Raw genomic sequence first — 16632 nt, 5'->3', positions numbered from 1 at the left:
TAACGATGTGAGTCATGATAACTGGTAAGAAATTGAACCTACTTTTATCACTTAGTGCAATGCATTCCTTATATAGGGAAGACGGTAAATGGTATCATCATTTAAAAGGATTTCCCGGAATATTGTTTGATAAGAACGGTTATATCAAATTTGAAACTAAAAACGATTACGAAAAGCATCCTGCATTACAACATACTCAAGATTTGCATGTTCTTAATAAAGGAATAAGTGAGATTAATGGCTACGTTTCATTTTCTGATAAACAAAAATCATTGTTACTGACCTTAAAATAAACTGACTATCCCCACGCTACCGCAAGCGTCCTCCGCTTGTAGTAAACTGCAATTGTAACAACCTGCTACCGTTGAGATTGCTTCGTTCCTCGCAATGACGAACTGATGAGCGCAAACCTGACGAAAAAGCGGGCCGGCGTAAGCGGGAATGCCGTTTCAAATCGCTCTCTTGCGAAAATTTGAAACGCAGGGCGGGCAGAAGCTTTTTTTTCGTCTTGATTTTTCGTTCTTTTCATCAAGGAAAAGAACTAGGCCACCGCGGCTATGAGCGGACTGACGTTGATAGGCAAACTGCCCTTGATACTACGAGATTGCCACGCTACCGCTCGCAATGACAAATTGGTAAGTAGGGGCCTTAAGGAAAAAGATGGCGCGCGTTGTGACCCTGCATAACGGGGATAGTTCGCTGGCGCTCACTATGACGTGGTGGGGGCGAAGGACGTAATGATATCGATATAAATTACGACCAATTTTACTAATTTTGAAACCATGCTCACCATGACGGCCCATACGCTGGAAAAACTGGAACTGCTGCTAAAAAGCGCGGGGTACAGGGTACGTTACGAGCGGGGCAACTTTAAAACCGGCGCTTGTTTATTACAACATAATAGGATGGTGGTTGTTAATAAGTTCAGCAACCTGGAGAGCCGCATACAAGCGCTGGCCGAACTGGCGCGCGAAGTAGAGATAGATCAAAACCTGCTGGACGATAAGCAAATTGCTTTTTTACATCAGCTTAAACAAACAAAATTAGCGCTGTGACAGTCACCTTTTTAGGCACCGGAACATCGCAGGGGGTACCAGTTATTGCCTGCGATTGCAAGGTATGCACATCAACAGATGCGCGCGACAAGCGCCTGCGCACCTCGGTTTTGCTGGAGGCAGAGGGCGAGGTAATTGTGATAGACTCGGGCCCCGATTTCCGTTACCAGATGCTGCGCGCCGGTGTAAAGCACCTGGACGCCATTTTGTTTACCCACGAACATAAAGACCATGTTGCCGGACTGGATGATGTACGCGCTTTCAACTATCGCCAGCAGCAGGCTATAGATGTTTACGCCGACGAGCGTGTTCAGGAAACGCTGCGAAGGGAGTTCGCCTACATCTTCCACGATTTTAAATACCCCGGTATCCCGCAAATTAACCTGCATACTATCGGCATCGAGCCGTTTAATATTGGCAAGGTGTATTTCACCCCTATAGAGGTGATGCATTATAAGTTGCCGGTATGGGGCTTCCGGATAAAGGATTTTACCTATATCACCGATGCCAAAACGGTGAGCGATGTGGAGAAAGAGAAGATCAGGGGCTCGAAGGTATTAGTGATCAATGCCCTGCAGTTTGATAAGCATATCTCGCATTTCACCTTTGACGAGGCGGTTGCCTTTGCCCAGGAAATGGGCGCGGGGACTACCTATTTTACGCATATCAGCCACCGCCTGGGGCGGCACGAGGACGTGAGCAGGCAGCTGCCCCCCAACATCAAACTCGCCTACGACGGCCTGAAACTGGAGCTGTAAACAGACGGTTCGTTAAACACTCTCTGCATAGATCTCCGTCTCTACCAATTGGGTTAAAATGGCTTTCAGCATAGCTTCGCGCGCCCAGGTCTGTTCGCTGGCCGATGCGTCTTCTTTATACCAGCGGATAGGTTCGTTAATGGCGATGCGGCTTTTGTAGGCGAAGTTTTTGTCGGGGTGTACCCGCGTGCCCTCGTAGCTGTTCAGTCCCTCGGTTTTAATAATGCGGGCAAATTGCTTAATGTGGATATCGGCCTGCAGGCATTCGTCCAGCGCGTTTTTGTAATTCTGTTTATCCTCTAACCAAAGGGTGAGTATTTCGCCGTTAAGTTCATAGTCGGCAATGGCAATACGGCTGTAATCAAAGTCGACCGAGATAATGAGCCACCAAAGCTCATTCTTCAATTTGTGCGGAATTTTTATCATGGTGTTAGTAGCCCCCCAGCCCCCTGAAGGGGGAGCATTTGATTGTAGTGAACAGGGATTATTTTTGATTATATGCTGATTAAATTTCGAACCGGCTCCCTCTTCAGGGGGCTGGGGGGCCGCGGCTGCCAGTCGGGCAAATACTGTTGTATCTGGGCAATGGTTTCCCGGTGCTTTTCACAAGCGGCCCGGTAACCCCGGTAGCGGGCAGTGGCCCGGTTGTTACCTGGGCGTTTGCCCGTTGTGCGTAGTGCGGAATAAGCGAGGTGCATGTTGTTTAAAGATTAGATTTTAAGATTAGAGATTGGGGGTTGTCGGTGAGATTTGCTAACTAATCTTAAATTAACCAATCTCTAACCACTATCTCTGTACTTCTTTATTTATAATTATTTGTTTTATTGATTATTAATCCTAATTTTGATTATTGAATGAACAAATATACAGAGATATCTTTATAATACTAAAGAAATTAGTAAAGAAGTTTTCCACATTATGAAACTACCCGAAAAGCCATCGAAAATAAAAACCGTGCGCCCCGAAACGCTGGAATTTATTATACTTTATAATCAGTTAAAGGGGAAAGCCTTTACAGGGAATATCCAATTAGCGGAAGTGCTGGGATTCAATTCGGCCAGTTCAATTACTGAAATTATCAAGAGCCGACAGAACATCGATCCTGAAAAATTAAAGATATTTAAAGAAAAATACAGAGATTATATAAATCCACCTAAAAAACAAGAAATTACAGAAAATAGCGCTAAAAAACCTATTTTTGAAGGCATCCCCATGTACGAGGTGATCGCCACGGCATCGGGGGTAGAGGTTTATAACGATATTAACGATGCCAACCCCGTAGGCCACATGAATTTCCCCGGGATAGAGGATTGCGACTTTGCCTTGCCAGTTTGGGGCCACTCCATGTATCCTTACTTAGAAAACGGCTGCTGGGTAGCCTTAAAGGTAATTCACGATACAAAAATACTACCCGGCGAAGTTTATTATATTGAATGGGGCGACTACCGCATGTACAAACGCCTGCTGGCCGGCGATAACCCCGACGAAGTAATTGCGCATTCGGACAATACCACCGAAATGGTAGGCAACCGCCTGAAATACGCGCCCTTTGTGATTAAGCTTGAAGAGATCAAAAAATTGTGTTTGGTGAAGGATATTCATAAAAAGCATAATCATTAAATTAATGATTACACAGATTTATATATCGATTTCACCGATCCGTTTACTTAATCAAACTATCTTGTCATCAATAGATCTTATAAATACAGGTTCCGACAATTCATTTGAATTTTCTGCATATCAGCTTTAATTTTTATTGTAAGTGAAAACTACCTTTGGAGGGTATATACTGCATTATAAACCAAATGAAAAGAAGTTACCAATTATTACGTATTTACCTGGCATCGTCGGCACTGGTTGCTTTGACCATCAGCACACAAGCGCAGGAAAAGAACATTTATCACAAAGGCTGGATAGACTTTAACAAGAACGGCAAGAAGGACGTTTTTGAAGACCCCACTCAGCCCATAGAAAAACGCATTACCGATCTGCTCAGCCAAATGACGGTTGACGAGAAAACCTGTCAGATGGCCACCTTATACGGCTACAAGCGCGTATTGAAGGAGGAAATGCCTGCCCCAAGCTGGAAAAACGAAGTTTGGAAAGATGGCATTGCCAATATAGACGAGGAACTGAACAGCCTGGCATCGCACACCGACGCGGCAAACTCGCAATATTCCTATCCTTACAGTAAGCACGCGGGCGCTATCAACACCATCCAAAAATGGTTTATAGAAGAAACCCGCATGGGCATCCCGGTTGATTTCACCAACGAGGGCATCCACGGATTGAACCACGATAGGGCTACCTCGCTGCCGGCGCCTATCAGCATTGGCGCTACCTGGGATAAAAACCTGGTACGTACTGCCGGTCAGGTAGTTGGCCGCGAAGCCAAAGCGCTGGGTTATACCAATGTATACGCCCCGATATTGGATCCCGCCCGCGATCAACGCTGGGGCCGTGTGGTGGAATGCTACGGCGAAAACCCCTACCTGATAGCTGAACTGGGCAAGCAAATGGTGCTGGGTATCCAGGAAGAGGGTGTAGCATCAACCCTGAAGCACTTTGCCGTATATAGTGTCCCTAAAGGCGGCCGCGACGGCAATGCCCGTACCGATCCGCATGTTGCGCCGCGCGAAATGGAGCAAATTTATCTGTACCCCTTCCGCAGGGTAATACAGGAAGCGCACCCGATGGGAGTAATGAGCAGTTATAACGATTGGAACGGCGTCCCCATCACAGGTAGTTATTATTTCCTTACAGAGCTATTGCGACAAAAGTTTGGCTTTAATGGCTATGTAGTAAGCGATAGTGAAGCAGTAGAATACCTTTTTAGCAAACACCACGTGGCCGATACTTATAAAGAGGCAGTACGCCAAACGGTAGAAGCGGGTTTAAATGTTCGTACCAACTTTACCATGCCGCAAACCTTTATAATGCCCCTGCGCGAATTAGTGAACGAAGGCAAAGTGTCTATGAAAACTCTGGACAGCCGCGTGGCCGATGTGCTGCGGGTGAAATTCCGTTTGGGGTTATTTGATGAGCCTTACGTAAAAGATCCAAAAGCTGCCGATAAAATAGTGCAGAACAAAGAGGCGCTGGAAATGGGCCTGAAAATGAACCGAGAAAGCATGGTACTATTAAAAAATGAAGGTAACCTGCTGCCGCTTGATTTGAAAAAGACACCAAGGATATTAGTTACCGGTCCGTTGGCTACCAATGTAGGTTATGCCACCAGCAGGTACGGCCCATCGCACAATAAAGTAATATCGGTATTGGAAGGCATACAGAACTATGTGGGCAATAAGGGTGTGGTAATTGGGGCTAAAGGCTGCGATGTAGTTGATGCCACCTGGCCCGAAAGCGAGATCATTGAAACGCCGTTGACCAAAGAGGAAGATAACGAAATAAACAATGCCGTTAACCGTGCTAAGGAAGCCGATGTAATTGTGGTTGTTGTAGGCGAGGATGAAAAGCGCGTAGGCGAAAGTTTATCGCGTACGGGCTTAGGTTTGCCAGGTCGCCAGTTGAAATTGGTACAGGCTATGCAGGCAACAGGCAAGCCAGTAGTTATGGTAATGATCAACGGTCAGCCGCTAACCATTAATTGGGAGAACCGCTACGTACCCGCAATTTTAGAAGCCTGGTTCCCTGGTCCGGAAAGTGGCAGAGTGATTGCTGAAACTTTGTTTGGCGATAATAATCCGGGCGGTAAGCTGTCTATCACTTTCCCAAAAACCACAGGTCAAATTGAGTTTAACTTTCCGTTCAAACCGGCATCGCAGGCTAACCAGCCTACCAGCGGGCCAAATGGTTATGGCAAAACCAGCGTTAATGGCGCGCTATATCCTTTTGGCTATGGCTTAAGTTATACCACATTTGAATATAGTAACCTTACCGCACCGGCACGTGTAGCCAACCAACAGGATGTTATTGTTACCGTTGATGTAACCAACACCGGCAAAGTAAAAGGAGATGATGTGGTTGAGCTTTACCTGAAAGATAAGGTAAGCAGCGTAACCACTTACGATAGCGACCTGCGTGGCTTTGAACGCGTGACGCTAAACCCGGGAGAAAAGAAAACGGTAAGCTTTACCATTCATCCTGATGATATGGCTTTACTTGATAAAAACATGAACTGGACTGTTGAACCAGGCGCGTTTGAAGTGCGCATAGGCCAATCCAGCGAGGATATTAAGTTGAAGAAGGAATTTATTGTGGATGGCCTGGAAGACCGGAAGTAAGTTATCATTGCCATGCTATTGTTCGCAATGACAAAAGTTAGATAAAAAGCGCCCCGAATATTTGGGGCGCTTTCTATTTTCTGCTCCAGATCACCGCCCACATGATGTTTTTCCATATCACATCAACCTGGCTAAATCCGGCGGCTTCCAACTCTTTCAAGTGCCAGCCTACGGGGGTATGATGATCGTGCGCGTCCTGGTGGGCCATCCATAATTGCCAGTCGGCTTCGGTCGATCCCAGCTTCAGGGCTTCTTCTTTCCAGCGGGTAATGTGTTTTTGATATATTTCTTCAGTAATGCCCCGTGTCTGGTCGGCAAAAACAAATACGCCGCCCGGCTTTAAAATGCGATGTAATTTGCTGTATAATTTGGCCTTCTCTTCATCTACAATGTGATGGATAGCAATGCTGGAGATGATCAGGTCGAAACCTTCATCGGGGAAATCGAGGTTACTAAAATCTTGCTGATGATAATGGATGTTGGTGTTATCTTTAAAGCGTGTCCTGCACTCATTCAATATCTCGGCAGATAGGTCCAGCGCGTGGATATCAGCATCAGGAAAATGTTTTAAAGCCGCTTTGGTTAGGTTGCCCGTACCGCAGCCCAGGTCTAATATCTGCCGGGGGGATAAGTCATGGGGCAAGTAATAAAACAAGTTAAAAAACAACTCATCGTAACGTGGTACGCACTTGCTGATCAGGTCGGTATAGCGCGAACTTAGCTGATCGTAAAAATCTTCAACGGATTGCATTTTTAAAAGTAGAAGTTTAACAATTAATATACGATAGCATTTATTTAAAAACGTATTTTAGCAAAAACATCATCCTATGTATCGTATACCACTATTTTTTACATTTTTTTTATGCGCTGTTTTAAATACTGCCGTAGCTCAGTTTAAACCAGGGGATAAACCTAATGTATGGCGGTTAGAAGGAGTTAAGTTATATGCTAAGCCAACCTTAGCAGCTAAAGTAATCCGCATGATACCCTACGGCAAGCAAATAATCATTGTTGAAGAGATAAAAGCGTTGACTTTACCTACAAAAGTTACCATGGTTGCAAAAGGGAATATTATCCATAAACCTGTCCCAATACGAGGGTTTTGGAGCAAAATAACTGTTGATGGTAAACAAGGGTATGTTTTTGATGGGTACCTTTCAAGCCTGCCTTGTCCACGGGTTGACGCGACCGGCTGCGAGGAAACAGAAACCTATTTACGCAGAAACTTCGGCACTCCAAAAGTGGTAGCAGTTAAACGTGGCAATAAAAAGACGTATACCTATCCTAATGGCAATATATTGATCACAAGCTACTACGATGGCTGCTCAGATGAAACTATTACGCTTAAAAATATCACTTACCGTGAAGCCTTGTTATTCACCAATGTTTACACCTATATGGCCGATGCCATAGGAGATTTAACTATTAAAAAAGCTGGAGAAAACACTTACCTTATAAATTCATATTCGTGTGACTAATTACGTCCTGTTCTGCAATTTTACTATCTTTCGGCCTTCCCGGCTTAGGGTCTTTCGGACTTCCCAAAAATTCCCTATCTTCACCGCCCGAAATCATTGGGGAACATGAAATTATTAGAAGGAAAAACCGCGCTGATCACCGGCGCATCAAAAGGCATAGGCCGCAAAATAGCTGAAAAATTTGCCGAGCATGGTGCCAACGTGGCGTTTACTTACCTGTCGTCTGTTGAAAAAGGGCAGGCGTTAGAGCAGGAATTGCAAAGTTTTGGTACCAAAGTAAAAGGCTACCGTTCCGATGCTTCTAAATTCGATGAAGCTGAAAAACTGATCAATGATATTATTGCCGATTTTGGTACACTGCACGTAGTAGTGAACAATGCAGGTATCACCAAAGATGGTTTACTAATGCGCATGACCGAGGAAAACTGGGACGAAGTGCTGAATGTGAACCTGAAATCAATCTTCAATGTTACCAAGGCCGCTTCTAAAATTATGATGAAAAACCGCAACGGTGTGTTCATTAATATGAGTTCGGTAGTTGGTGTGCAGGGCAATGCTGGTCAGGCTAACTATGCTGCTTCAAAAGCCGGCATCATTGGTTTCTCAAAATCTATCGCTAAAGAATTAGGTTCGCGTAATATCCGTTGCAACGTGGTGGCGCCGGGCTTCATTAAAACAGAAATGACGGAAGTGCTTGACCCTAAAGTGGTTGAAGGCTGGGCGCAGGCTATCCCGCTTAAACGCGGCGGTGAAACCGAAGACGTAGCGAATGCCTGCGTATTCCTGGCATCAGATATGGCAACTTACATCACCGGCCAGGTAATCCCGGTTGATGGTGGGATGTTGTAGGTTCAAGTCCGGAAGACCGAAAGTCGGAAAGTCCTGAAAAGATATATTGTAGAGGCGCGTGATTGCGCCTCTTTTTTATATAGTGATTATACAGGTGTAACATCTTTAACATAACCCTCATTCCCGCCTATCAACATTCATCATAATTTCGCATATTGCGTAAGCGTAAAACGTTCAACGTAATACGTATCACGTTAATATATGGTGTTTCTATTTTCAATTAACTGGGGTTCGGTTTCAGGGTGGTGGACGCTTGTTTGCCTGCTGCTTGGTGCACTGTATGCCTGGCTGATGTACCGCAACCCGGTAAATACTACACCAACCATTCGCAATATATTAGCCGCGTTACGTGGGTTAGCGGCGTTTGCTATCGCTTTTCTGCTGGTATCACCTTTGGTGAAATCGGTGAGTTACCAGCCGCAAAAACCATTGGTGTTGATAGCACAAGATAATTCAGAATCCATCAAACTGTTCAAATCGCCCGGTTTTGACGCCCAACAATTTGCTACAGATCTGGGCGGACTAAAGAAAGCCTTAGGCGATAACTACGATGTGCGTGAATATCATTTCGACGCCACTCTGCACGATGGCCTGACCAATGATTATACCGGCAAACAAACAGATATTTCAGCGGCGCTGCACCAACTGAATGACCGGTTTGTAAATCAAAACATTGGCGCGGTGGTGTTGGCTACCGACGGTTTGTACAACCGTGGTGCCGATCCGCAATACGAGGCTAAAAATATCAAAGCCAATATTTATACTATTGCCCTTGGCGATACTATCCCGCACCGCGACTTGCTGATCGCTAACGTAAACTATAATAAAACGGCCTTTCTGGGTAACGATTTTGAAATTGAAGTAATGGCTGCGGCTTATCAAAGTAATGGTGAAAATATCAGGCTAAGTGTAGCCGAAGATGGGCATGCAGTGGCATCGCAACAAGTACCTGTTACCAACGATGCGTTTAAAAAGAGCGTTAAAATAAAGCTGAGCGCAGATAAAAAGGGCATCCATAAATTCACTATTAGCATAGCGCCGGTTAAGAACGAGATATCGCTGCAAAACAATACGGAAACTATTTATGTAGAAGTGCTGGATGCACGCCAAAAGATATTATTGTTATACAACAGCCCACATCCGGATATTACCGTAATTAAGCAGGCGATAGAGAGCAATAAGAATTACGAATTAAAAACTATCCGTGCTGCTGAAGCCGGGGCTATCAACTGGAACGATTACAGCCTGGTGATTATGTATCAACCAGCCGAGGGCATGGCAGCATTGGCGGGTAAAAGTAAGGTGCCGGTGTGGTATATCGCAGGCAGTCAGACTGATTTGAACGTGCTTAATCAGGTGCAAAAAATTGTACAGATTAATGCCAACCGCGAGGAAATGCAGGAGGTGTTCGCACTGCAATCAAGCGGGTTCTCCTTATTCACCCTGTCCGATTCTACACAACAAAAGTTAACTAAATTGCCGCCGCTGCTGGCGCCCTATGGCAATTATAGCTCACCAGCTAATGGTATGCCCTTGTTAAAGCAAAAGATTGGTCAGGTACCTACACCATATCCATTATTAATTTTCGGGGAAGAAGGCGGTCGGAGGGAAGCGGTAATGACGGCAGAAGGCATTTGGCGCTGGCAACTTTCAGAATATCAAACTTATGGCAGCCACGCCGCGGTTGAGGAATTGTTGAGCCAAAGCGTACAATACCTTACAGTAAACGCCGGTCAGCAACGCTTTAGGGTTTACCCAGCCAAAAATATATTTGATGAAGGCGACAATGTACTGCTAAACGCGGAATTATATAATGATGCCTTACAACTGATAAACACGCCCGATGTGCGTACGGACATTAAGAGTGAAACAGGCAAAAGTTATAGCTTCCTGTTCAGTCGCAATGGGCAAAGTTATCAGCTTGATGCAGGGACGCTGCCTGCCGGCGAATACACTTATACAGCAGGCGTAAAACTGGGTGATAGGTCGTTAGCGGCGCATGGGCAATTCAACATTAAAGCGTTGAACCAGGAGGCGCGCCAAAGCACGGCTAACCATCAGCTGTTATATGCGCTCAGCAAGCAATCGGGCGGGGAAATGCTGCAGCCATCGCAGATCAGTAAACTTGTTGACCTGATCCGCAAGAACGAGACCATTAAAACTGTTGAATACGAGGATAAACACTATACCGACCTGATAGACCTGAAATGGGTTTTTGCGCTGATCCTGTTGCTGCTAAGTACCGAATGGTTCATGCGGAAACGGGAAGGGATTTGATTAATATAAATAGGGGCGTCATGTCGAAATTGTTTCGGCATCTCATCATGTAGGAAATTTGGCTCGAAGATAAACCGCGGTAACCCGATTATTTTTTTACTGAATCCCGGACCACTACAAAAACATCCTCATTATCCTTTTTCATCAGGTATTTTTCGCGCGCAAATTTTTCAAGGGCGTTGTTATCGGTATTCAATTCGTTTAGCTGCTTATTTACCTCGGCGGTTTCCTTTTGGTAAAAATCGCGTTCATGGCGCAGCTTAGTTACCTGCTGGCGGTATTGATATTGCGAGAAAAGGTCGTTCTTATCAAAAAATATCATCCATACCACAAAAGCTACGGTAACCAGGAAGAATTTATTTTTGAAAAGACCAATCAAGCGGTTCATACTGCAATAAATTAAATTTCGAGTTAAAAGTAGTGGTAAATGTGCAAATGTGCAAATACGTAGATATGCACATGGTGTGGATAACCGGCAATAGCCCGAGGCCATTCAACATAAACTCCGATAGTAGTGGAAACCCCGCAGCGTAGCGAGGAGTTGGAAAGGATAGCGGGACTATCGGCAGCCATGAAAAACTGACTTTCGTTTTTCAAGCTTAAATACTTTCAATACGGGAGATGGATAATCATCTGTCTCTATAGGAGATACTATACTGAACTTTTTTAAAATTAGGTTTGAAACTTTTAAATATTTACCCTACATTTGCACTCCTGTTTAAAAAGGAACGAATAGAAAATATAAGTCATGAAAAGAACGTTTCAGCCCTCTCAGCGTAAAAGAAGAAATAAACACGGTTTCCGTGAGCGTATGGCATCTGCCAATGGCAGGCGTGTTTTGGCCTCAAGAAGGGCTAAAGGCAGAAAAAGATTAACAGTATCTGACGAGCGTCGTCATAAAGCATAGTACGGATTGCTTGCTCCGGTAATGGAGTTTGACCGGTTATGCACAATCATATCGGGTCAATTTAGCAATAATGTATACCTTTAAAAAAGAAGAACGGTTATGTAATAAAAAGCTTATTGATGGGCTTTATCATAACGGTTCTTCTTTTTTATGTTACCCCTATAAGGTTTCATGGGCTTTTATTGAAACCGCGCCGGCACCTGCCCAGGTAGTTTTTGGTGTACCAAAAAAACGTTATAAACGCGCGGTTGACCGCAACCTGGTAAAGCGCCGCATGCGTGAGGCTTACCGCCTGCATAAGCAACAATTTTTGTACGATTTACTTACGGAACGTAATCAGCATATTGCCTTGTCATTGGTGTATGTGGGTAACGAAATACTGGCGTACGATTTTATAGAGAAGAAAATGCTGAAGATGCTTATTCAATTAGCCGAAGCTTTGCAAAAATGAAATGGTTGTGGAATATATTCAAAACCTTTATAGGCAGTATCTTCCTGCTTATTATTAAAATATATCAATATTTTGTCTCACCGTTAACCGGAGCATCATGCCGTTATACGCCCACCTGTTCGCAATATGGGGTAGAAGCTATAAAAAAGCATGGCGCGTTTAAAGGCGGATGGTTAACTTTGAAACGGATTGCCAGTTGCAACCCTTGGGGCGGCCACGGGCACGATCCGGTACCGGATTGAAATTTGAAGTCTTAAGTCGAAAGTTCTAAGGCAGGACAATAGACTTTTAACTTAAGACTATCTACTTAAGACTTAAAAGATGATCCTTCAGATAGAAACAGCTACTACATCATGCTCTGTTGCATTAACACAAGATGGACAGGTATTGGCTAAAAAAGAATTGAACCAGCGCAATGTACATGCCGAGGTGCTGACCTTGTTTATTGAGGGTGTTTTTAAGCATGCTGATAAACAATATGCCGATCTGGACGCGATAGCCGTGAGCAGCGGGCCAGGCTCATATACAGGCTTGCGTATTGGGGTCTCAACAGCCAAGGGGTTATGCTATGCATTGGATAAGCCTTTAATAGCTGTAGAAACGCTAAAGGCCATGGCTGATGGTATGATAAGCCGGTTGACACTTACCCCTGAAAGTTTGTTATGCCCTATGATTGATGCACGACGGATGGAAGTGTTCACAGCAATATTTGATATAAACGGGAACAAGATAACACCCACGTCTGCAGAAATAATTGATCAAAGCAGTTTTGCCGACTTACTTAATGATCATAAAATATACTTTTTTGGCGATGGTGCCGCCAAGTGCCGAGAAACTTTAACCCACCCTAACGCCATTTTTATTGATGGTTACGAAAATAGTGCCAATGACCTCACCTTTGCAGCACTAAAAAAGTTTAACAGCAAAGATTTTGAAGACGTTGCCTACTTTGAACCCTATTACCTGAAGGAATTTATTGCCGGTGTAAAAAAGATAGTTTAATCTTCTTTTTTAGTGATGCGCTGCCAAAAACGTTTTACAAAGTTACGGTGATCGCCCATTGGGATGCTGCTGGCATTGTAAGGATGTTCGATAACAGCGCCCATTTTAATGGAGAATCCCATAAAGAAATTCGCTCCGGAAAATGTACTGTTTTTTGAAATTTGGCTCGATGTTGTATTGGTAGACCGTGCTAAGCTTAGACTTTGTACCAGGCGGTCTGTGCCAATAAAAAATTCAGCATTAGGCGATTTTATCATTAATTGAGTGCCAATACTAAAAAAATGCATGTCACTATAAGCGCCGGTTAATGTGCCTACTAAATTGTGGTATTGAAAATGGTTAACCATTGCGGCGGTAAAGCCAGTATAAAACAATTCCTTTGATAAAATCACGGTAGGCGTATATTTAATATAGCTATTTAATAAATAAGCTTTTGATGCACTAACTTCCGCTTTACTGTTTGTAGGCGTAGTAAAACCATGCTCAACAGGGTTGCTCTGCACTAATGACGACGCGGTTCTGGCCATCCGGTTTTCGATACCGGGAAAAGAAAGACTATCAATTATACCCGTGTTATTAAAATGACCGGTATGGGATAAGCTGTTCCAGTGTATAAAGCCAAGGTCTTTAATGTTCAATTGAATCCTGGTTTTATCATCGGCTATATATAAAGTGCCGAAGCTAATGGATGCGCCAGGGTTCTTAGTACTCGGCAACAGGTCGTGAATAGAAAATTTGCCCGGATCAAAACTGGCGTAGTAATTACCTTCCATACTCAGGAAAGCACGGTCTTTGGCTCTGTCAAAATTGATGATCGAACGGTTAATATCAACCTTATTCATCACTACCCCCAATAACGCGCTTACCTTAACACCAAAAGCAAGATGTTCGTCAACATTTCCGCGATAGCTGACCCCGATCTGATGATAGGCCTGATAGTTAAACCTGTTATTAAACAAGTCGGAGTAACTGGCTTGTGAGAAAGCAGTATTATCGGCTACAAGTTGTACGCTTTCATCTGAAAACACTCCTCGGCCTTCAAAACGGCTTTGTGCAAAAAAGCCAAGTTCCTGGTCGCCGTTAAGGCTGTTATAAACTTTAAGCATAAAGGAATAAGCGTTTATATTGGCGTTAGCATAATTAAAGTTTTGCTTGCCAATAGTTAAGGCATTATCCTCATAATGGCCCAAAAACGCGCGGTTTTTTAGTGCGGCCTGTACATTTCCGGCTAAAGTGACATCGGTATTAAAGTTTGGAAAAAAAAGGTTGAAAGCTACTTTTCGGCTCGAATCGGGGATAAAGGCTTTTTGCGCAGGGTTCTCAAAAGCATCATATAAAGTCCCGGTATTATATTGGGAAAACTGTTGGGCCGATACACAGAAATGAAGTGTCAGGAAAATCAAAACAAATAGAAATCTCTTCATTCCGTTCAAGTAGCTTAGTGCGCTGGCAATAAAGATATAATTCAAAAATTATATCGCAATTAATTAAATAGTTTAATGTCCTTTAAACGCAATAATAATACCAATAGTTACGTATTTTTTTACAAATTAATTGTTAAGCGCTGTTGTATCTGTTTTGTTAAGGCGCATATTAAAATTTGTATAGAAATTCCCTTCGGCCGCACTGAATTGCCATGATAACGCGTAAAATTTATTTTCGATATTATTTTCAGGGTTAAATAAAGGCGAGAATTCAGGTTTCATATCCCGTTTTAATATGGGGAATATATTCTTGAAATGTAGAAAAAAGACAACGTTGCTGCGTTCGGGTAACAAGCTGTCAAAATCATTATACCCAACAGTTCTGTTCAGGAACTTTTGGTTTAAATAACTATCCTTATAACTATTCAATTCATTAACACTATTGGCGAGTATCAGGTAATTATCCAGTATCATAAAATAGGGATGATTAAGTATGCTAAAGCTATCTCCTAATAGATAAAAGGGCAATTTATTATACTTAAATTGACCAACATCATCGTTCATCATCTGACTGATGTTTACCATTAGCGGGCGTAATTGTGAGCCGTCTTTTACGGTAATGATGCCTAATTTTTCGTCGTACCGGGTTGTTAATATGGCAAATTCACCTGCTAATAAATTATTAAACTCGCTAAGCAGTTGTACGCCTGTTTCACTTTTAATTTTTTTAAACAGGTCTGCCTTTTCCGCAGCTAACCCTGCGGTAACATAGTATCGTGCTAAATCGGTAGTAAACCTTTTGGTATCGGATAACCCAAAGCAGGTACTAAGCGCTGTGGTAGAAGGAAATATCTCTTTTAGTTTCCCTTCGACCGGCTGCTGGTTACGGAACAGAGTTAAATAACTAGCTGACTGGTTGTGCTGTATATTGGTAAACCCATTAAACATCAGCGCATCTGTTTTGTAGTTGAGGGTTAAAGCTGACAGCGCGGGCAACATACGCAGGCTTTTAAATATGCCTGTGTTTTTATCTTTAAAAACCTGGTCGAAAAGCGGGGTAAGCTGCGCGTAGTTGATATAAAGATTTGCCAGCGAGTTTGTGTTTTGCTGATCGGGTATCAGGATAAAGCTTTGCTGGCTTTTTGCAGGGTGGTATTGCGCGCTTTGTAGCGCCAGGTCTTTTGAAAAACTGCCCGAGAGGATATGATTACCGCGGTTAACCAGATAAAAGCGTTTTTTTAGATCGGCAAAGTAAATATTGTAAGCATCTTTACCACCTAAGTTCAAGGTGGTGATAAGGATATCTTTATTATTTTGCTTAACTAACTGGTCCAGATGGCTGCTGTCAAATTTCTCTCCGCCAGCAATGGTGATCAGGAAATCGATACTATCGCGTGGTTGCCCCTGCAGCGAAACGTAAATATGCTGGCCGGTAAAAAAATTCTTTAGCAGTGGGTTGTTTAATAATTGAGCGCGCAACGTAGCAAGATCGTTTATTTTTTCCTTCCCTATCAGGCTGTTTAGCAGGTTGTTATTACCAAATATGTCGTAAAAGCCATCATCGTTACTAAATTCAAATATCAGCGCGGCAGTATTAGGTATACTTTGCATTACCCGGGTGGTATATGCAGTGGGAGTACTCAAGTTTTTAAAATACACTACAGTTATGGCCACGGTAGCGGCCAATAATAATGTGGTAGTGATAATAAGTTTCCTCATAGCTTGCTGTCATTCAAAGGTAGGATTTTTAAGTACTATCATTAAACTAATACTTTCAATTGGTAACTTAGCCGGGTATGAATAAACAGATCATCATTACTGCTTCGTTTTTTGGGATGCTGGCCGTTATTTTGGGTGCCTTTGGCGCGCATAGCTTAAAAGCTGTGCTTACACCCCAACACCTGGAAACTTGGCATACTGCTGTACAGTATCATTTCTACCACGTTTTTGCATTGTTGTTCCTTTCTACTTTTGCAAGGTTTAAAAGCAGACTTATTACTGCCAGCTATTACCTATTTACATTTGGTATAGTATTTTTCTCTGGATCGCTTTATCTGCTTTCCTGCCGCGATGCTTTGGGCTGGAACTGGCTTACCAAATTTGGCCTTATAACCCCGCTGGGCGGATTGTTATTTATAATTGGCTGGATAACTTTGGCACTGGCGGCGTACCGTAATAAATAGTTTT

The 16632-nt window shown here is 43.3% G+C and carries 19 protein-coding genes; 13 read left to right on the top strand and 6 right to left on the bottom strand.

The features are described from left to right. Positions 1–32: 32 nt before the first annotated feature. The 3 genes from IRJ18_RS15480 (at position 33) to IRJ18_RS15470 (ending at position 1813) form a co-directional block, all read left to right on the top strand. On the top strand, positions 33–293 hold the full coding sequence (locus IRJ18_RS15480; RefSeq protein WP_194107218.1) for a hypothetical protein: 261 nt from the start codon (positions 33–35) through the stop codon (positions 291–293). A 489-nt stretch (positions 294–782) separates the two neighbouring features. Then, positions 783–1055: a hypothetical protein gene (locus IRJ18_RS15475; RefSeq protein ID WP_194107217.1), complete on the top strand. Its 273-nt coding sequence runs from the start codon at positions 783–785 to the stop codon at positions 1053–1055. Then, positions 1052–1813 carry an MBL fold metallo-hydrolase gene (locus tag IRJ18_RS15470; RefSeq protein ID WP_194107216.1) on the top strand — a complete coding sequence of 254 codons (762 nt, stop codon included), beginning with the start codon at positions 1052–1054 and terminating at the stop codon, positions 1811–1813. Before IRJ18_RS15475 ends, IRJ18_RS15470 begins: the two co-directional genes overlap by 4 nt. Before the next feature lie 12 nt (positions 1814–1825). Here the strand turns inward: IRJ18_RS15470 and IRJ18_RS15465 are convergent, their stop codons facing one another. Then, a complete protein-coding gene (locus IRJ18_RS15465) occupies positions 1826–2239 on the bottom strand; it encodes a hypothetical protein (protein WP_194107215.1) in 414 nt (137 codons plus the stop codon). A gap of 492 nt (positions 2240–2731) precedes the next feature. Between IRJ18_RS15465 and IRJ18_RS15460 the strand changes: the two genes are divergently transcribed. Further along, positions 2732–3433 (top strand): S24 family peptidase, encoded by a 702-nt coding sequence (locus tag IRJ18_RS15460; RefSeq protein ID WP_194107214.1) that lies wholly within the window; start codon positions 2732–2734, stop codon positions 3431–3433. A gap of 185 nt (positions 3434–3618) precedes the next feature. Further along, positions 3619–6057: a glycoside hydrolase family 3 N-terminal domain-containing protein gene (locus IRJ18_RS15455; RefSeq protein ID WP_194107213.1), complete on the top strand. Its 2439-nt coding sequence runs from the start codon at positions 3619–3621 to the stop codon at positions 6055–6057. A 73-nt stretch (positions 6058–6130) separates the two neighbouring features. Here IRJ18_RS15455 and IRJ18_RS15450 read toward each other — a convergent pair whose 3' ends face one another. Then, positions 6131–6808 carry a class I SAM-dependent methyltransferase gene (locus IRJ18_RS15450; RefSeq protein WP_194107212.1) on the bottom strand — a complete coding sequence of 226 codons (678 nt, stop codon included), beginning with the start codon at positions 6806–6808 and terminating at the stop codon, positions 6131–6133. Positions 6809–6884: 76 nt separating this feature from the next. On the opposite strand from IRJ18_RS15450, the gene IRJ18_RS15445 reads away from it, so the two are divergent. The 3 genes from IRJ18_RS15445 (at position 6885) to IRJ18_RS15435 (ending at position 10661) form a co-directional block, all read left to right on the top strand. Continuing rightward, positions 6885–7535: an SH3 domain-containing protein gene (locus IRJ18_RS15445; protein WP_194107211.1), complete on the top strand. Its 651-nt coding sequence runs from the start codon at positions 6885–6887 to the stop codon at positions 7533–7535. 105 nt (positions 7536–7640) lie between these two features. Next, positions 7641–8384, top strand: a complete 744-nt coding sequence (fabG, locus tag IRJ18_RS15440) for a 3-oxoacyl-[acyl-carrier-protein] reductase (protein ID WP_194107210.1) — start codon at positions 7641–7643, stop codon at positions 8382–8384. Between the two features lie 201 nt (positions 8385–8585). Further along, the gene (locus IRJ18_RS15435; protein ID WP_194107209.1) at positions 8586–10661 is read left to right on the top strand and encodes a hypothetical protein; all 2076 of its coding nucleotides are present in this window, start codon (positions 8586–8588) and stop codon (positions 10659–10661) included. A gap of 88 nt (positions 10662–10749) precedes the next feature. On the opposite strand, the gene IRJ18_RS15430 is transcribed toward IRJ18_RS15435, so the two are convergent. Further along, positions 10750–11049: an FtsB family cell division protein gene (locus IRJ18_RS15430; protein ID WP_194107208.1), complete on the bottom strand. Its 300-nt coding sequence runs from the start codon at positions 11047–11049 to the stop codon at positions 10750–10752. A 23-nt stretch (positions 11050–11072) separates the two neighbouring features. Continuing rightward, complete coding sequence (locus tag IRJ18_RS15425; RefSeq protein WP_194107207.1) at positions 11073–11258, bottom strand: hypothetical protein; 186 nt, start codon at positions 11256–11258, stop codon at positions 11073–11075. Between the two features lie 151 nt (positions 11259–11409). Between IRJ18_RS15425 and rpmH the strand changes: the two genes are divergently transcribed. From rpmH to tsaB, 4 genes are all read left to right on the top strand, one after another. Beyond that, entirely contained in the window at positions 11410–11568 is a 159-nt protein-coding gene (rpmH, locus tag IRJ18_RS15420) for a 50S ribosomal protein L34 (protein WP_173415870.1), read from the top strand. 70 nt (positions 11569–11638) lie between these two features. Then, positions 11639–12019 carry a ribonuclease P protein component gene (locus IRJ18_RS15415; RefSeq protein WP_194107206.1) on the top strand — a complete coding sequence of 127 codons (381 nt, stop codon included), beginning with the start codon at positions 11639–11641 and terminating at the stop codon, positions 12017–12019. Then, entirely contained in the window at positions 12016–12261 is a 246-nt protein-coding gene (gene yidD / locus IRJ18_RS15410; RefSeq protein WP_194107205.1) for a membrane protein insertion efficiency factor YidD, read from the top strand. Before IRJ18_RS15415 ends, yidD begins: the two co-directional genes overlap by 4 nt. Before the next feature lie 79 nt (positions 12262–12340). Next, positions 12341–13021 (top strand): tRNA (adenosine(37)-N6)-threonylcarbamoyltransferase complex dimerization subunit type 1 TsaB, encoded by a 681-nt coding sequence (gene tsaB, locus IRJ18_RS15405; protein ID WP_194107204.1) that lies wholly within the window; start codon positions 12341–12343, stop codon positions 13019–13021. On the opposite strand, the gene IRJ18_RS15400 is transcribed toward tsaB, so the two are convergent. Then, positions 13018–14445 carry a DUF5723 family protein gene (locus tag IRJ18_RS15400; RefSeq protein WP_194107203.1) on the bottom strand — a complete coding sequence of 476 codons (1428 nt, stop codon included), beginning with the start codon at positions 14443–14445 and terminating at the stop codon, positions 13018–13020. The two genes, tsaB and IRJ18_RS15400, sit on opposite strands and share 4 nt — an antisense overlap. 126 nt (positions 14446–14571) lie before the next feature. Beyond that, a complete protein-coding gene (locus tag IRJ18_RS15395) occupies positions 14572–16164 on the bottom strand; it encodes a hypothetical protein (RefSeq protein ID WP_194107202.1) in 1593 nt (530 codons plus the stop codon). A 77-nt stretch (positions 16165–16241) separates the two neighbouring features. Here IRJ18_RS15395 and IRJ18_RS15390 point away from each other — a divergent pair, with 77 nt between their 5' ends. Beyond that, positions 16242–16628 (top strand): DUF423 domain-containing protein, encoded by a 387-nt coding sequence (locus IRJ18_RS15390; RefSeq protein ID WP_194107201.1) that lies wholly within the window; start codon positions 16242–16244, stop codon positions 16626–16628. Positions 16629–16632: the final 4 nt, after the last annotated feature.

The sequence above is a fragment of the Mucilaginibacter boryungensis genome (assembly GCF_015221995.1).
GTDB classification, from domain to species: Bacteria; Bacteroidota; Bacteroidia; order Sphingobacteriales; family Sphingobacteriaceae; genus Mucilaginibacter; species Mucilaginibacter boryungensis.
This window is presented reverse-complemented; position numbering and strand designations above follow the sequence as displayed.

Bases quoted from the DNA above. Each gene is read 5' to 3' on its own strand.
- IRJ18_RS15455 (WP_194107213.1), top strand. From the start codon at position 3,619: ATGAAAAGAAGTTACCAATTATTACGTATTTACCTGGCATCGTCGGCA.
- IRJ18_RS15435 (WP_194107209.1), top strand. From the start codon at position 8,586: ATGGTGTTTCTATTTTCAATTAACTGGGGTTCGGTTTCAGGGTGGTGG.
- IRJ18_RS15475 (WP_194107217.1), top strand. From the start codon at position 783: ATGCTCACCATGACGGCCCATACGCTGGAAAAACTGGAACTGCTGCTA.
- fabG (WP_194107210.1), top strand. From the start codon at position 7,641: ATGAAATTATTAGAAGGAAAAACCGCGCTGATCACCGGCGCATCAAAA.
- IRJ18_RS15400 (WP_194107203.1), bottom strand. From the start codon at position 14,445: ATGAAGAGATTTCTATTTGTTTTGATTTTCCTGACACTTCATTTCTGT.
- tsaB (WP_194107204.1), top strand. From the start codon at position 12,341: ATGATCCTTCAGATAGAAACAGCTACTACATCATGCTCTGTTGCATTA.
- IRJ18_RS15465 (WP_194107215.1), bottom strand. From the start codon at position 2,239: ATGATAAAAATTCCGCACAAATTGAAGAATGAGCTTTGGTGGCTCATT.
- yidD (WP_194107205.1), top strand. From the start codon at position 12,016: ATGAAATGGTTGTGGAATATATTCAAAACCTTTATAGGCAGTATCTTC.
- IRJ18_RS15395 (WP_194107202.1), bottom strand. From the start codon at position 16,164: ATGAGGAAACTTATTATCACTACCACATTATTATTGGCCGCTACCGTG.
- IRJ18_RS15390 (WP_194107201.1), top strand. From the start codon at position 16,242: ATGAATAAACAGATCATCATTACTGCTTCGTTTTTTGGGATGCTGGCC.
- IRJ18_RS15445 (WP_194107211.1), top strand. From the start codon at position 6,885: ATGTATCGTATACCACTATTTTTTACATTTTTTTTATGCGCTGTTTTA.
- IRJ18_RS15460 (WP_194107214.1), top strand. From the start codon at position 2,732: ATGAAACTACCCGAAAAGCCATCGAAAATAAAAACCGTGCGCCCCGAA.
- rpmH (WP_173415870.1), top strand. From the start codon at position 11,410: ATGAAAAGAACGTTTCAGCCCTCTCAGCGTAAAAGAAGAAATAAACAC.
- IRJ18_RS15415 (WP_194107206.1), top strand. From the start codon at position 11,639: ATGTATACCTTTAAAAAAGAAGAACGGTTATGTAATAAAAAGCTTATT.
- IRJ18_RS15430 (WP_194107208.1), bottom strand. From the start codon at position 11,049: ATGAACCGCTTGATTGGTCTTTTCAAAAATAAATTCTTCCTGGTTACC.
- IRJ18_RS15450 (WP_194107212.1), bottom strand. From the start codon at position 6,808: ATGCAATCCGTTGAAGATTTTTACGATCAGCTAAGTTCGCGCTATACC.